The 14,905-nt window shown below is 42.6% G+C and carries 14 protein-coding genes; 12 read left to right on the top strand and 2 right to left on the bottom strand.

The genetic code is table 11. From position 1 onward, the window contains the following. Positions 1 to 23: 23 nt before the first annotated feature. Entirely contained in the window at positions 24 to 1,721 is a 1,698-nt protein-coding gene (locus AKG37_RS04015; RefSeq protein ID WP_060697657.1) for an NAD-dependent malic enzyme, read from the top strand. 41 nt (positions 1,722 to 1,762) lie between these two features. Here the strand turns inward: AKG37_RS04015 and AKG37_RS04010 are convergent, their stop codons facing one another. Beyond that, entirely contained in the window at positions 1,763 to 2,077 is a 315-nt protein-coding gene (locus AKG37_RS04010) for a PepSY domain-containing protein (protein WP_003217759.1), read from the bottom strand. 199 nt (positions 2,078 to 2,276) lie between these two features. Between AKG37_RS04010 and AKG37_RS04005 the strand changes: the two genes are divergently transcribed. After that, positions 2,277 to 3,350: a M42 family metallopeptidase gene (locus tag AKG37_RS04005; RefSeq protein ID WP_060697656.1), complete on the top strand. Its 1,074-nt coding sequence runs from the start codon at positions 2,277 to 2,279 to the stop codon at positions 3,348 to 3,350. A gap of 109 nt (positions 3,351 to 3,459) precedes the next feature. On the opposite strand, the gene AKG37_RS04000 is transcribed toward AKG37_RS04005, so the two are convergent. Beyond that, positions 3,460 to 3,906 (bottom strand): YtoQ family protein, encoded by a 447-nt coding sequence (locus AKG37_RS04000; protein WP_060697655.1) that lies wholly within the window; start codon positions 3,904 to 3,906, stop codon positions 3,460 to 3,462. Between the two features lie 200 nt (positions 3,907 to 4,106). On the opposite strand from AKG37_RS04000, the gene AKG37_RS03995 reads away from it, so the two are divergent. From AKG37_RS03995 to AKG37_RS03950, 10 genes are all read left to right on the top strand, one after another. After that, positions 4,107 to 5,135: a PTS sugar transporter subunit IIC gene (locus tag AKG37_RS03995; RefSeq protein ID WP_060697654.1), complete on the top strand. Its 1,029-nt coding sequence runs from the start codon at positions 4,107 to 4,109 to the stop codon at positions 5,133 to 5,135. Further along, on the top strand, positions 5,122 to 5,442 hold the full coding sequence (locus AKG37_RS03990; protein ID WP_060697653.1) for a thioredoxin family protein: 321 nt from the start codon (positions 5,122 to 5,124) through the stop codon (positions 5,440 to 5,442). Before AKG37_RS03995 ends, AKG37_RS03990 begins: the two co-directional genes overlap by 14 nt. Positions 5,443 to 5,462: 20 nt before the next feature. Beyond that, a complete protein-coding gene (locus AKG37_RS03985; protein ID WP_078060967.1) occupies positions 5,463 to 6,275 on the top strand; it encodes a DUF1444 domain-containing protein in 813 nt (270 codons plus the stop codon). A 16-nt stretch (positions 6,276 to 6,291) separates the two neighbouring features. Then, positions 6,292 to 6,897, top strand: a complete 606-nt coding sequence (gene ytpR / locus AKG37_RS03980; RefSeq protein WP_060697652.1) for a YtpR family tRNA-binding protein — start codon at positions 6,292 to 6,294, stop codon at positions 6,895 to 6,897. A 196-nt stretch (positions 6,898 to 7,093) separates the two neighbouring features. After that, entirely contained in the window at positions 7,094 to 9,847 is a 2,754-nt protein-coding gene (locus tag AKG37_RS03975) for a DNA translocase FtsK (protein ID WP_060697651.1), read from the top strand. A gap of 302 nt (positions 9,848 to 10,149) precedes the next feature. Continuing rightward, positions 10,150 to 11,448: a UDP-N-acetylmuramate--L-alanine ligase gene (gene murC / locus AKG37_RS03970; RefSeq protein ID WP_060697650.1), complete on the top strand. Its 1,299-nt coding sequence runs from the start codon at positions 10,150 to 10,152 to the stop codon at positions 11,446 to 11,448. A 416-nt stretch (positions 11,449 to 11,864) separates the two neighbouring features. Continuing rightward, a complete protein-coding gene (locus tag AKG37_RS03965; protein ID WP_060697649.1) occupies positions 11,865 to 12,284 on the top strand; it encodes a DUF948 domain-containing protein in 420 nt (139 codons plus the stop codon). 26 nt (positions 12,285 to 12,310) lie between these two features. Then, complete coding sequence (locus AKG37_RS03960; protein ID WP_060697648.1) at positions 12,311 to 12,781, top strand: YtxH domain-containing protein; 471 nt, start codon at positions 12,311 to 12,313, stop codon at positions 12,779 to 12,781. A gap of 33 nt (positions 12,782 to 12,814) precedes the next feature. Then, the gene (gene ytxJ / locus AKG37_RS03955) at positions 12,815 to 13,138 is read left to right on the top strand and encodes a bacillithiol system redox-active protein YtxJ (protein WP_060697647.1); all 324 of its coding nucleotides are present in this window, start codon (positions 12,815 to 12,817) and stop codon (positions 13,136 to 13,138) included. A 382-nt stretch (positions 13,139 to 13,520) separates the two neighbouring features. Then, positions 13,521 to 14,597, top strand: a complete 1,077-nt coding sequence (locus AKG37_RS03950; RefSeq protein ID WP_060697646.1) for a bifunctional 3-deoxy-7-phosphoheptulonate synthase/chorismate mutase — start codon at positions 13,521 to 13,523, stop codon at positions 14,595 to 14,597. Positions 14,598 to 14,905: the final 308 nt, after the last annotated feature.

The raw sequence follows: 14,905 nt of genomic DNA, 5'->3' as shown, positions 1-14,905 counted from the left end.
AACTTGTGAAAGGAAGAGTGCAGGTGAACCAATTTTATCGTGTACATGATCATGTGATCGAAACACCTTTAAGAGGGATGGAGCTCATGTCAGTCCCTTATTTAAACAAAGGGGTTGCATTTACAAAGGAAGAGCGGGAAGAGCTTGGGTTAAAGGGATTTCTCCCGCCTAAGGTCCTAACTTTAGAGGATCAGGCAAAGCGGGCATATGAGCAGTTTAAGGCACAGCCGGATGAACTTGGGAAAAATGTGTATTTGACATCGCTACATGACAGAAACGAAGTGCTTTTTTACAAATTACTTAATGAGCACTTGGCAGAAATGCTTCCGATTGTCTACACGCCAACAGTAGGAACGGCTATTCAGCGCTATAGCCATGAATATCGAAAGCCTAGGGGGCTTTATTTATCCATTGATGATCTAGAAGGCATGGAAGAGATTTTTGCCTCATATGGAGTCGATGAATCAATTGACTTAATCGTTGCAACTGATGCAGAAGGTATTTTAGGCATTGGAGACTGGGGTGTTGGCGGGATTGCCATTTCAGTCGGAAAACTCGCTGTTTATACAGCCGCAGCAGGCATTGATCCTAGCCGCGTGCTGGCAGTAGTCCTTGATGCCGGAACGAATCAGGAAAGTCTTTTGAATGATCCGCTTTATGTTGGAAATCAACACTCCCGCGTTCGAGGAGAGCGCTATGACCAGTTCATTGATCAATATGTTGAGCTTGCCCGTGCCACTTTTCCAAATGCACTCCTTCATTGGGAAGACTTTGGTACAAAGAATGCTCGTGCGATATTGGAAAAATATAAGGATCGTATATGTACATTTAATGATGATATTCAAGGGACTGGAGCCGTTTCACTTGCTGCGGTTCTGGCATGTGCAAAAGCTTCGAAAGTTCCACTAAAAGATCATCGAATCGTCATTTTTGGAGCGGGTACGGCAGGTATTGGCATAGCCGAGCAAATCCGTGATGCCATTGTCAGAGACGGAGTCAAAGAAGATGAAGCTTATGATCATTTCTGGTGTATTGATAAAACGGGGCTGCTCACAGATGATTCACCTGACATTCAGCCTTTTCAAAAGCCGTATGCAAGGCGTTCAGACGAAGTAAAGGATTATGCCCGTAATGGTCCAAAGCATTCGATTGATCTATTAGAGGTCGTCAAGCAGGCGAAACCAACGATCTTAATTGGCACCTCGACTGTAGGAGGAGCATTTACAGAGGAAATTGTCAAAGAAATGGCGTCACACGTGGAGCGTCCTGCAATTTTACCGATGTCGAATCCGACACCTCTTTCAGAAGCTAAGCCGAAAGATTTGATCGAGTGGACAGAAGGACGCGCCCTTGTAACGACGGGAAGCCCATTTGATCCTGTTGAATACAATGGTGTGACATATGAAATTGGACAAGCGAATAATGCCCTTGTCTTTCCTGGACTTGGTCTTGGCACGATTGTATCTAAAGCCAGATTGATGACAGACAGTATGTTTGTTGCGAGTGCTGAAGCCATTGCAAGCATGGTTAGTGTTGGGAAGCCGGGAGCAGCGATGCTGCCAAGTGTTGATCAGCTTCGTACCGTTTCAGCCACAGTTGCTGTCCGTGTGGCACAGGCAGCTATCGATGAAGGAATTGCAGAAGAAACGCCTGATGATCTCATTCAGGCTGTTCAGGACGCGATGTGGCATCCTGTGTACAAAAAAATCAAAGCTATATAAAAAAAGCTTCGCAAGGACACGTCTTTGCGAAGCTTTCTTGATCATGCAACAGAATCGATGACGTCTACAATCATGCCTGTTTTGGCATCAATCATCACTTCATACTGTTCAAGCTCGCCAAAGGCAGAGCGGGTAATGCCAGATTTGTACACATCAATCGTTTCACCATTTACGGTATACGGTTCTGGTACAGTATAAATCCAAGAGCCATCAATCGGGCCGCGCTGTTTAAAAGCAGATTTTACAATTTTTAACGCTTTTTCAGACGAGATATACGTAGGGAAAAATACTTTCTTTGCAACAATTGCAGCGGCTACGCCAATACTCGCACCAATCAGAACATGTTTTAACTTCAACGTGCTGCACCTCCGTATTGCTGTTTTTTCCATTATACAAAACTTGTCCATTGATGTTAAGGAATCCGAATACTTGAAAGCATATTCAAAATTTCTCGAGAGATACTTGGAAAACCGAAAGAATTCTTATAGTATAAAGTGAGTGTTATTTTTATAGGAATATATATGGTCATTACATAGAAACGAGGTAAACTGTAGAATGAACGAAGAAACATTATCGCTTTTCCGAAATTTAACAGAATTACAAGGAGCTCCAGGAAATGAGCACCATGTGCGTGCTTTTATGAAAAAAGAACTTGAGCAATATTCTGATGAACTTATTCAGGATCGTCTTGGCGGGGTGTTTGGCGTACGAAAGGGGCCGGAAAACGCACCGAAAATTATGGTAGCGGGTCATATGGATGAAGTTGGATTCATGGTCTCAGCGATTACGAAAAACGGGATGATTCGTTTTCAAACACTTGGCGGCTGGTGGAGTCAAGTCATGCTGGCTCAGCGTGTGGACGTTCATACCGATCAAGGGCCAATTCCTGGTGTCGTCTCAAGTACACCTCCTCACCTTCTCACGCCAGAACAAAAAAGCAAACCTGTGAAGCCGTCAGATATGCTGATTGATATAGGTGCAGACAGTGAAGAAGAGGCAAAAGCGCTTGGCATTCGCCCAGGACAGCAAATCGTTCCAGCAACGGTTTTCACCCCAATGGCGAATCCAAAAAAGATTTTAGCGAAGGCTTGGGATAACCGCTATGGCTGCGGACTTGCGATTGAATTATTAAAAGAATTAAAAGATGAATCCCTTTCATGCGAGCTGTATTCAGGGGCAACTGTTCAAGAAGAAGTAGGGCTTAGAGGGGCTGAGGCAGCTGCGAATATGATTCAGCCGGATTTATTCTTCGCTTTAGATGCGAGTCCTGCAAACGATGTGACAGGTGACAAAACACAATTCGGCCAGCTTGGAAAAGGTACACTTCTGCGTATTTTTGATCGTACAATGATTACGCACCGCGGGATGAGAGACTTTGTACTCGATACTGCTGAAACAAACAACATTCCATACCAATATTTCGTATCACCGGGTGGAACGGACGCTGGACGTGTTCATATTTCAAACCAAGGTGTGCCTTCTGCTGTCATTGGTGTTTGCGCACGCTACATTCATACAAGTCATTCTGTTTTGCATGTGGATGATTACGCAGCGGCAAAAGAATTAATTGTCCGCCTTGTCAAAAATTGTGATCGAAGCACAGTGGATTCTATTTATCAACAGGTATAAATGTCATAGAAAAAGGCTGCCTCTTCAATGAGAGCAGCCTTTAGTATGTAGACAAACCCTCGCATTCATTGCGAGACGGTGCTGCAAAGGTTGTCTAACACGCTTTTAGCTATTGCTGTTCAAACACGTAAGATAATGCCTTGATCGCTTGATTCACGGTTTCCACAGTGATATTCGCTTTGTTTGAAAGTTCCTTTAATGGATGGTGCAGCTCTTTTGGGCGGATCAAAATAAGAGGTTTTCCTTTTGCAATAGCAGCAGAGGCATCCATGGCTGTGTTCCACTGTTTATATTTCTCACCAAATCGGGCGATGACGACATCTGCCTTGTTTAATAAAATCTCAGTACGAAAATTGTTTAAATCAGAAGCAGCATCATCTTTGAAAATGGCATTCGGCTGCTCACCTAAAATATCCTCACCAATTTGATCTGAGCGGTCATGATTCTCCATTGGACCGACAAATGTCACCGGCAGCTTCAGGGATTGGCTTTTCTCCTTGATTTCATCACGCCACTGGCTATGTATTTCTCCAGCTAAATAGATGGTTAATTGCATAACGATCTCCTCCTTTTGCACAAACTTAGTAAAGGTTTGCCCTGTTTCTTTTCATGTTACACAAGAAGTGCTTGATAAAGCAAAAAAAATATGATTATGATATTCATGGTAGAGACTATTTTTCATCGTAAGAATACTACATATAATGGGAAGGACAGGCCATTTCGTCTTTCCTATGAGAAAGCAGGAAGACGACGTTGATGACTTATTTAAAAAGAAAGGGAATCTCCCTTTCGCCAAAGGTGTATTTCATTGATGCACTCTCTTATATGGCTTTAGGTCTATTTGCTACATTAGTAGTCGGTCTGATTTTAAAAACAGCAGGTGGTCTGTTATCATTTTCTCTCATTGTGAAAATGGGTACGCTTGCTATGGGGCTGATGGGACCGGCAATTGGCGTAGCAGTTGCTTATCGCTTAAATGCTTCTCCATTAATCATTTTTGCAAGTGTTGTCTCAGGTGCCGCTGGAGCAGAGCTTGGGGGACCAGCTGGAAGCTTCGTGGCTGCTCTAATTGGGGTGGAAATAGGCAAACTTGTCAGTGGTGAGACAAGAATTGATATTATTTTAACGCCGCTTGTGACCATTATCACAGGCTTTCTCACTGCTGCTTTCATCGGTCCTGGTATTCAGGCAATGATGACAGGGCTTGGCAGGCTTATCATGTGGGGGACAGACCAAAGTCCGCTCATCATGGGCATGCTAGTAGCAACCATTGTTGGACTTGCTCTCAGTTCTCCTATCTCAAGTGCTGCACTTGCGCTCATGCTTGACTTAAGCGGAACAGCTGCTGGTGCTGCAACAATTGGCTGCTGCGCTCAAATGGTCGGCTTTGCTGCTTCAGGCTTTAGAGAAAATCGCTTTGGCGGTCTTGCAGCTGTCGGCATTGGGACGTCAAAGTTGCAGCTTTCTAACATTGTGAAAAACCCCCTTATCTTGATTCCACCGACGGTAGCAGGCTTAATTCTTGCGCCAATTGGTATTATTGGCTTTGGGATGGTCAATAATGCGGCAGGAGCAGGTATGGGAACAAGCGGCCTTGTGGGACAGCTCATGACCCTGACAGTGATGGGGTTTCATCCATCTGTATTTCTGGCGATAGCTCTCTTGCATATCGTTGGCCCGGCAGTGATTAGTTTGGTAGTATCAGAATGGATGAGAAAGAAAGGCTATATACAATTCGGAGATTTAACCATACAAACTGGAGGAATAAAACATGAAAAAAATTGAATCAAACGAAGAATTACAGAAAGTGATCCAACAAGACTTAACGGTATTGCTATTTTCAGCTGACTGGTGCCCAGACTGCACATTTATTGAGCCATTCTTGCCAGAGCTTGAAGCGAACTACCCAGAATTTGAGTACTTCTATGTCGATAGAGACAAGTTCATTGACACTTGTGCAGAGTGGGACATTTACGGCATTCCAAGCTTTTTAGTCTTTAAAAACGGGCAAGAGATTAACCGCTTTGTCAGCAAAGATCGTAAGACGAAGGAAGAGATTGAAGCATTTTTAACAGATTCTCTTTCTAAATAACGAAAGGAGAGTCTAACACTATGGCAAAAATGACATCAAGACAGCTTGCGAACGAACTCAAAAGCCGTCTGACGAATGACAGCTGGTCACACCAGTTTGATCGGGAAAAAGATACACTTCGTATTGAAGATAAACAAACAGGCAAAGGCATCACACTAGAGCTTCCGCCAATCATCGCAAAGTGGGAAGTGAAGCCTGATGAAACAATTGATGAGATTGTTTATTATGTGAAAGAAGCGCTAAGCGCTATGAAAGGCGAAGCGCAGCACATCTCGGGGAAAGAAAAGCAGATTTATCCGGTTATTCGTTCCACTTCCTTTCCTGAGGCATCAAGTGATGGGATTCCGCTCGTGTTTGATGAGCATACAGCTGAAACGAGAATCTATTATGCACTTGATCTTGGAAGCACCTACAGATTAATCGATGAGAAGATGCTTCAAAAGGAAAACTGGACAAAAGAGCGAATCAGGGAAACCGCAAGCTTCAACGTCCGCTCGCTTGAAACTGTGGTGAAAATGGATGAAGTGGCAGGCAACCGTTTTTATTTCTTCCGTGCAAATGACGGATATGATGCCAGCAGACTTTTAAATGAATCGCTATTACAAGAATACGCGCAAAAAATAGAAGGCCAGATGGCGATTTCTGTCCCGCATCAAGATGTATTCATCATTGCAGATGTTCGCAATGAATCAGGCTATGATATTTTAGGACAGATGTCGATGAGCTTCTTCGCCAGCGGTACGGTTCCGATTACTGCATTGTCATTTTTATATGACGAGGGCAAGCTCGAACCGATCTTTATTCTTGCAAAAAGCAGACCAAAACAGCAGTAGAAGGGAATTTTGAAGAATGAATGTTTTTTATAATGCAGAAGGTGTAGGCGACACACTCCTTATTTCATTGAAAGATGTGACGAGAGAAGAAGTAGGTCATGAGACGTTTGGAGATGTCGTAAGAATCTTTAATCAAGAAACAAAGGAAACAACAGGCTTTAATATCTTCAACGCATCCACTTACATGAAAATTGAAGAAAACGGGTCTGTCCCGCTTTCTGAAACAATGGTTCAAGATATTAATGAAATTTTAAATCGCAACGGTGTCAGTGAAACGCTAACTGTAGATCTATCACCAAAATTTGTTGTTGGTTATGTGAAGGAAAAAGAAAAGCATCCAAATGCTGATAAATTAAACATTTGCCAAGTAGATGTTGGCGATGAAACCTTACAAATTGTGTGCGGTGCACCAAACGTTGACCAAGGCCAATATGTCGTGGTGGCGAAGGTCGGCGCAGTCATGCCAAGCGGTTTGGTCATCAAAGATGCTGAGCTAAGAGGGGTTCCATCAAGCGGAATGATTTGTTCAGCAAAAGAGTTAGATCTTCCAGACGCGCCTGCTGAAAAAGGGATTCTAGTTTTAGAAGGAAGTCACCAAGCTGGCGAACCCTTTCAGGCTTAACCTCCCATAAACGGGCACATATGAGCGAAGAATGTGTTATACCAAAAGTCACTAAGTACGTACTTAGTGACTTTTTTTCATCTACAGACAGCACGAACAGTCAAAAGCGGCACTTTTCTCGCTTTTCTGCATGAAAAAGCAATGGTATACTAAAAATCGCCCAAGAAAACGTAAGGGGAGTTAAAGTGAGTGATAAATGATGAGTTGGTTAGATAAATTTTTCAGTGTATTTTTAGGAGAAGAAAAGAAAGAAGAAAAAGCTGAGAGACCTGAAGAAGGCTTAGCTGCACCTAAGCAGCCAGCTTTTGAACAGCATAAAGAATATAAAAAAATCGAAGATACGAAAGTGTATTATGAATATCCAAAAGGCAACTTCCGCTTTCCGCTCGTCCCAGATGAACCTTTGCGTGACGGAGTGAAGCAGGAGAGAAGACGAGCTAAACCAAGCCAGCCAAAGGCGAAGCAAACAACCTATCAGCCTAAGCAAACGTTACAGCCTGATATAAATAAAAAGCCATTCAAAACAGAGCAAATTCCATCACCGATCTATGGCTACCATCAGGAGATGCGCCCAAAACGGACAGAAGCAAAAGAAGAAACAGCCTCAGCACAAATGAAAGCTGCAGGAGAAACAGCGCAGCGTGTCACACTGTTATCAGAAGAGGCAGAGCGTGAACGAAATGTCAGACAGCAAATGAACATCCCGTCCATACAGAAAGAAAAACGTATCGAGGAAATGGTTTCAGCGCCAGCAGAAGAGAAAGCGGACAAGCAGCCAGACGTCACCCCGCTTACTTTGCAAGAGGAACTCGCTTATCAAGATCATGTTCAATCGACGATGGAACGTTTAAATGATGAGCCCCTCACTCAAACAGAGGAAAAAGAGCCTGTCTTCTCGCAGCTAGAAGATCATCATGAAGCTGACTTACATAAGCAGCAAGCCGAAGAATATCAGGAACAGCCGGCAGAGTTTGAGCCGGAACAGGAACAGACTGTCTTCAGCGATAACGAAGAATTAAAAGACGAGCTTGTCCATCCGTTTGAAGCTCTTACAGAGGAAACAGACATGCTGACATTCGAAACGCCGGAACCTTCGCAGCCAGAGCCAGCCATTGAAATGGAAGTAGACATTCCAGCAGAAGAAGCTGTGTTAACAGAAGAGATCGCAGCACAACCGGTGGAAGAAATAGAAGCCGATTTGATAGAAGACAAACAAGAAGAAGCGCCAGCATTTGAAGAAGCTGAGCCAGTCAAACACGACCTGCAAGAAGATCAAGTACTGGAAGAAGCTGAAATGGTTGAAGCTCAAGTCATGCCAGTAGAACAAGTAACAGAGGAACAAACTGAAATTAAAGCGGCAGAAACTGTCATAGAGCAGCCAGAGCAAAAAGAACAAGCGCATGAAGTCAAAGAAGAAGAACCAAAACAGACATCTCCTCAGCCACAACGCACAAGCGGTCAATCCTCTACGGTGCCTTTTAACGTCATGATGTTAAAAAGTGATCAGCGCGTGCAAGGACAAAAGAAAGCAGCCGATACACCAGGATATGTTTTTCCTAGTCTCGCCCTTTTAGACGTACCTCCAGCTCAAAAAGAAGAGGACGGGGAATGGGTGAAAGAGCGGGCAGAGCTGCTCAATGCAACGCTTAAAAATTTCAATGTAAGAGCAAATGTGGTTCATGTCACGCAGGGCCCTTCTGTGACAAGGTTTGAAGTACATCCAGAACCGGGTGTCAAAGTAAACAAAATCACGAACCTGTCAGATGATATTAAACTTAGTTTGTCCGCAAAGGATATTCGAATTGAAGCACCGATTCCAGGAAAGAACACGATCGGGATCGAAGTGCCGAACCTGCACAGTAAAATGGTTTTCTTAAGAGAAATGATCAGAAGCAGTGCGTTTAGGGACAATCCATCTCCTTTAACAGCAGCACTTGGACTAGATATCTCAGGCCAGCCAGTTGTCGTTGATTTGCAAAAAATGCCGCATGGCTTAATTGCCGGAGCAACTGGTTCAGGAAAAAGCGTCTGCATTAATACCATTTTAGTGAGCTTAATGTTTAAAGCGTCACCAGATGAAGTGAAAATGCTCTTAATTGACCCTAAAATGGTTGAATTAGCGCCATATAATCACATTCCGCATCTCGTGAGCCCTGTCATTACCGATGCCAAAACAGCAACAGCTGCTCTGAAATGGGTAGTAGATGAAATGGAAAGACGCTATGAACTGTTTGCACACTCAGGCGTGAGAGAAATTAAACGTTTCAATGAGCTTGTGAAAGAAAAACAAATGGGTGAAAAACTGCCTTATCTCGTCGTAGTAATTGATGAGCTGGCTGATTTAATGATGGTCGCACCAAATGAAGTTGAAGAAAGCATTTGCCGAATTGCACAAAAGGCAAGAGCATGCGGCATACACTTATTGATTGCGACACAAAGACCGTCAGTTGATGTCATCACAGGTCTCATTAAAGCGAACATCCCAACAAGAATTGCGTTCTCTGTTTCAAGTCAGGTTGATTCAAGAACCATCATTGACATGGCAGGGGCAGAAAAGCTTCTCGGAAAAGGAGACATGCTCTTCTTAGAAAATGGTTCCGGCAAGCCGACAAGGCTGCAAGGGAACTTTGTATCAGATCGGGAAATTGATCAAGTGGTGGCTCATGTAAGAAAGCAGCGCAAGCCAGTGTTCCTTTTCGAACAGGAGGAACTAATGCTCCAAGGCTCTGCGATTACAGACGAAGACGAATTGTTTATGGATGCCTGCCGTTTTGCCATCGAGCAGAATAGTGCTAGTACATCAAGCTTGCAGCGAAGATTTAGAATTGGCTACAATCGTGCAGCTAGATTGATTGACATGATGGAGCGCGAGGGCATGATCTCTGGTGCGAAAGGCAGTAAGCCAAGAGAAGTGCTGATGACGCTGAGTGATTTAGAACAGCTGATCTAAACAAACCACTTCATTTTTTTTATAAACATGGTATGATAGCACATAGGTGCAATTTTGGAATTGGACGCTTTTCGCATGCCTGCTGGAACGCTTTTTTATGGAAAATAAGCGGGAGCAGGTGTTAGAAATGGGAAAGTTGTCGGATACTAATCATAGTTAATATTGATTAGAATAGGAAGATCGGAAAAAATCTTAATTTGGAGCTGCAATCTGTGATCGGCTAGAAGCAAAAATCACAAGTTGCAAATTGAAATGAGCGTCATATACTGTAAGTCAGATAGACGTTTGTTGGAGGTACAATTATGACTGTTTATCATTTTGTTGGAATAAAAGGGACAGGTATGAGTCCACTGGCCCAAATTCTTCATGATACTGGGTATACTGTCCAAGGATCGGATATCGAAAAACATATCTTTACACAAAAAGCATTAGAAGAAAGAAATATTAAAATTCTACCATTTGACCCAGATAATATTCAGCCAGGGATGACCGTCATCGCAGGTAATGCATTTCCTGATACACACCCTGAGATTGAACGTGCCCTTTCTGAAGGGATTCCTGTCATTCGTTACCATAAATTCCTTGGAGAATACATGGATTCATTTACAAACGTTGCGATTACTGGTGCTCATGGAAAAACATCGACAACAGGACTGCTGGCGCATGTGATGCAAGCAGCAAAACCTACTTCGTACTTAATCGGTGATGGATCTGGAAAGGGGAAAGAAAATAGCGAGTATTTTGTCTTTGAAGCATGCGAATACCGCAGACACTTCCTCAGCTATCATCCAGACTATGCGATCATGACCAATATTGATTTTGATCACCCTGATTATTTCTCGGATATTGAAGACGTGTTTGATGCGTTTCAAAACATGGCACTTCAAGTGAAAAAAGCCATTATCGCTTGCGGTGATGATGAACATCTGCCTAAGATTCAAGCGAAGGTACCTGTTGTGTACTACGGATTCAACGAAGAAAATGATTTCCAAGCACGCAATGTTGTGAAAAACACAGAAGGCACTACATTTGATGTATTTGTACGTAATACGTTTTATGATACCTTCTACATTCCTGCCTACGGAAATCATAATGTCCTCAACTCGCTAGCTGTCATTGCATTGTGTCACTATGAATCCATTGATGTAGAGCTCATCAAAGGCGCATTAACGACATTCGGCGGGGTGAAACGACGCTTTAATGAAAAAGTGATCGGTGAACAGGTCTTAATTGACGATTATGCCCATCATCCAACTGAAATTGAGGTCACGATTGAAGCAGCACGTCAAAAATATCCGGACCGTGATATTGTGGCTGTCTTCCAGCCGCATACGTTCACACGTACACAGCAATTTTTAGGCGAATTTGCTGACAGTCTTAAGAAAGCCGACTATGTCTACCTTTGTGATATTTTCGGTTCAGCCCGTGAAAACATTGGAAAGCTGAGCATCGAAGATTTACAAGAAAAAATCCCGCAGGCCAAATTGATTGAGGAAGATGATACATCTGTCCTGAAAGCGCACGAAGATGCGATTCTCATCTTTATGGGTGCAGGAGACATTCAAAAATATTTGCGTGCTTATGAAAAAGTCGCTGTATAAATGCAACAAAAAGTGCCGTTAAATCGGCACTTCAGCGTGTAGACAAACCCTCGCATTCGGTGTCAGGTCTGCGCTCCGGTGCTCACGAATGTCAAATTCGCTCCGCTCCGGTACTCGCCTTTCCTAGACTGCAAAGGTTTTCTATCACGCTGAAAAGAAGACAAAGGGCTAAAATATAAATCATTTTAGCCCTTTGTCAATAATGTGAAGTGCCGTTAAATCGGCACTTTTTATTTTGAATAAAATGTGACAAATGGGCTAAATGTGTCAACATGTGCCGCTTTTTTTCGTTCGCTGTGGACAGGAATTAGCGAATAAGTGTAGAATTATTATTCAATCGGTCATTCTAGGCGATGTTTGAATGATACAACGAGAGGGTAATGAATTGAATATGCCCGCAGCAAAGGAGGTATCAGATGATTATTATTCTATATCTAAGCGTTGCACTGATCGCAATTGCTTTCCTCATTCTTGTCATCTATTTGTCCAAAACATTAAAATCTTTACAGCTGACATTAAAGAATGTTGCATCAACTTTAGAAGGTCTTGAAGGTCAGATGCAAGGCATCACCACAGAGACAGCACAGTTGCTACATAAGACGAACAAGCTTGCTGAAGATATTCAAGACAAATCGGCAAAACTAGGCACAGTTGTGGATGCGGTGCAGGGAATTGGCGGCTCGATCAACCAATTTAATACAAGCATAAAGCAGGCAGCTGGTGCGGTTTCTTCATCCGTTGAACGAAATCAAGAAAAAGTCACGGATGTGGTAAGCTGGAGTAACGCAGCACTTGAAATTTATAAAAAATGGAAACAGCGTAAACACCAAAAATAAACCATATTCGCATAGGAGGAATAATCATGAGCAAAGACGGAATCAATAGCAAAGACTTTTTGATCGGAACACTTATTGGTGGAATTGTTGGTGCAACAACAGCATTATTTTTAGCACCGAAGTCAGGGAAAGAGCTTCGCGATGATTTGAACACCCAAGCGAATGTTTTAAAAGAAAAAACAGATCGACTCGCAACAGATGCAAAAGAAAGAGGCACTGAATATGTGACGATTGCGAAAGATAAAACGTCTGAATTGTCTCAGCTGGTAGCAGAGCAGTCAAACCAGATTTTAGACAAAGTGAAAGACATAAAAGACCGTGCAGCTGGTAAAGCTAATCATGTGAAAAGTGAAGCAGAAGATGCTGCAGCTGATCTAGCAAGCGAAGCATCTGATGTAGCAGATGAAGCAAAAGTACGAGCACAAGAAGCAAAATCAGAAATTGAAGACGGCATTAAAGATGTAAAAGAAAAAGTAGAACAATCGACTAAAGGCTAACTCTCACTGCTCGGAGTGAAGAAGGAGAACATCATGTCAAAACAACTCATTGAAACAGAAGAACAGTTTGATCAACTAACGAATCAAGATGGGACGTTTGTCTTTTTTAAGCACAGCTTGACATGTCCGATCAGCCAAGCGGCTTTTCAAGAGTTTGAAGCATTTGCGTCTGCACATGAAGACGTGCCTGCTTATTTCTTGCAAATTCAAAACACAAGAGAGCTTTCATCCTATGTAACTGAAAAATCGGGTGTAAAGCACGAAAGTCCTCAAGCACTCATCTTTAGTGGTGGAAAAGTGAAGTGGCATGCATCTCACTCAAGCATTACGAAAGAAGCGCTTGAACATAATATGTAGAAGAAACGTCAGCAGTGGCTGGCGTTTCAGCGTGTAGACAAATCCACGCATTCTTTGTCAGGTCTGCGCTCCGGTACTCACGAATGTCAAATTCGCTCCGTTCCGGTGCTCGCCCTTCCTAGACTGCAAAGGTTTTCTATCACGCTGAAAAGATCACAAATGGTTAAAACGTCAGTAGCGGCTGACGTTTTTTTTTATAAAAAAAGGTTTACTTGAACCAAAAGTATGCTATACTCTTACATACAATACTTTACCGCTTAAAAGCGTTTGGGTAATAAAGAAGATTTTCGTGACAATTCCGAAATCTTTGTTTATAATAAACCCTATCATGAAAGAATGAAAAAATAAAAAGCGAGAGCAGGCAGAGGAAAGGATGACAAAAATGAGCAACAATGAACTAGAACAATTGAGACAGCAAGCAGATGAACTAAATCTTCAAATCTTAAAACTGGTCAATGAAAGAGGAAACATTGTAAAAGAAATTGGAAAGGCGAAAGAAGCGCAAGGTGTCAACCGTTATGATCCTGTCAGAGAGCGCACGATGCTGAACCAAATTCTTGAAGAAAATGATGGACCGTTCGAAAACTCAACCATCCAGCATATTTTTAAAGAGATTTTCAAAGCAGGTCTAGAGCTTCAAGAAGATGACCACAGCAAAGCACTTCTTGTTTCTCGTAAGAAAAAACCAGAAAATACAATCGTAAACATCAATGGGGAAGCGATCGGTGATGGGAAACAACGCTTCATCGTTGGACCATGTGCCGTTGAAAGCTACGAGCAAGTCGCAGAAGTTGCGGCAGCAGCGAAACAGCAAGGATTAAAACTACTCCGCGGAGGCGCATTTAAACCTCGCACAAGTCCATACGATTTCCAAGGACTTGGTGTAGACGGTCTAAAGATTCTAAAGCGTGTAGCGGATGAATACGGTCTAGCTGTTATTAGTGAAATCGTTAACCCTGCTCATATTGAAGAAGCGATCGAACATATTGATGTCATCCAAATTGGGGCACGTAACATGCAAAACTTCGAGCTATTAAAAGAAGCCGGCTCTGTGAAGAAACCAGTTCTTCTAAAACGCGGTCTTGCTGCAACTATTTCAGAGTTCATTAATGCAGCTGAATACATCATCGCTCAAGGAAATGATCAAATCATCCTTTGCGAGCGCGGTATCCGCACATACGAAACAGCGACAAGAAATACACTAGATATCTCTGCAGTGCCAATCTTGAAACAAGAGACACATTTACCAGTCTTCGTTGATGTGACGCACTCAACTGGACGTAGAGATCTTCTCCTTCCAACAGCGAAAGCAGCTCTTGCGATTGGAGCAGACGGTGTCATGGCAGAAGTACATCCAGATCCATCTGTTGCTCTATCTGATTCAGCGCAGCAAATGGACATTCCACAATTCGAAAAATGGTTAGATGCGTTAAGACCACTTGTCAACATTCACGCGTAATCATAGATAGTAAAAAACCGCCGGATGACTGCCCGGCGGCTTTTTTATGGAGAAAATACCATGAAGATTGGATATGAAAGGTAAAAAGCACATTGCAACCCTAAAAAGTGCTTGTTCACAATGTTTTCATTTTTAAAATTCGATAGAATCTGCTAAGATCATTGTCATAGCTGATGTTCCCGCTGACTTTTTATGAAATATGATTCAATATACAGGTAACAAACTGATTAAAGTTTGTTTAATTTAGTTATAAAAAGAAAGGGAACGTTTTCATATGACACAAAAACGTGTATAATTTCATAAAAGAA

The organism is Bacillus australimaris, from assembly GCF_001307105.1.
Taxonomy (GTDB): Bacteria; Bacillota; Bacilli; order Bacillales; family Bacillaceae; genus Bacillus; species Bacillus australimaris.
Note: the sequence above shows the minus strand (reverse complement) of the source record. Positions and strands in the feature narration are given on the sequence as shown.

Bases quoted from the DNA above. Each gene is read 5' to 3' on its own strand.
- AKG37_RS03950 (WP_060697646.1), top strand. From the start codon at position 13,521: ATGAGCAACAATGAACTAGAACAATTGAGACAGCAAGCAGATGAACTA.
- AKG37_RS04005 (WP_060697656.1), top strand. From the start codon at position 2,277: ATGAACGAAGAAACATTATCGCTTTTCCGAAATTTAACAGAATTACAA.
- AKG37_RS04000 (WP_060697655.1), bottom strand. From the start codon at position 3,906: ATGCAATTAACCATCTATTTAGCTGGAGAAATACATAGCCAGTGGCGT.
- AKG37_RS03965 (WP_060697649.1), top strand. From the start codon at position 11,865: ATGATTATTATTCTATATCTAAGCGTTGCACTGATCGCAATTGCTTTC.
- AKG37_RS03995 (WP_060697654.1), top strand. From the start codon at position 4,107: ATGACTTATTTAAAAAGAAAGGGAATCTCCCTTTCGCCAAAGGTGTAT.
- AKG37_RS03960 (WP_060697648.1), top strand. From the start codon at position 12,311: ATGAGCAAAGACGGAATCAATAGCAAAGACTTTTTGATCGGAACACTT.
- AKG37_RS03990 (WP_060697653.1), top strand. From the start codon at position 5,122: ATGAAAAAAATTGAATCAAACGAAGAATTACAGAAAGTGATCCAACAA.
- ytpR (WP_060697652.1), top strand. From the start codon at position 6,292: ATGAATGTTTTTTATAATGCAGAAGGTGTAGGCGACACACTCCTTATT.
- AKG37_RS03985 (WP_078060967.1), top strand. From the start codon at position 5,463: ATGGCAAAAATGACATCAAGACAGCTTGCGAACGAACTCAAAAGCCGT.
- AKG37_RS03975 (WP_060697651.1), top strand. From the start codon at position 7,094: ATGATGAGTTGGTTAGATAAATTTTTCAGTGTATTTTTAGGAGAAGAA.
- murC (WP_060697650.1), top strand. From the start codon at position 10,150: ATGACTGTTTATCATTTTGTTGGAATAAAAGGGACAGGTATGAGTCCA.
- ytxJ (WP_060697647.1), top strand. From the start codon at position 12,815: ATGTCAAAACAACTCATTGAAACAGAAGAACAGTTTGATCAACTAACG.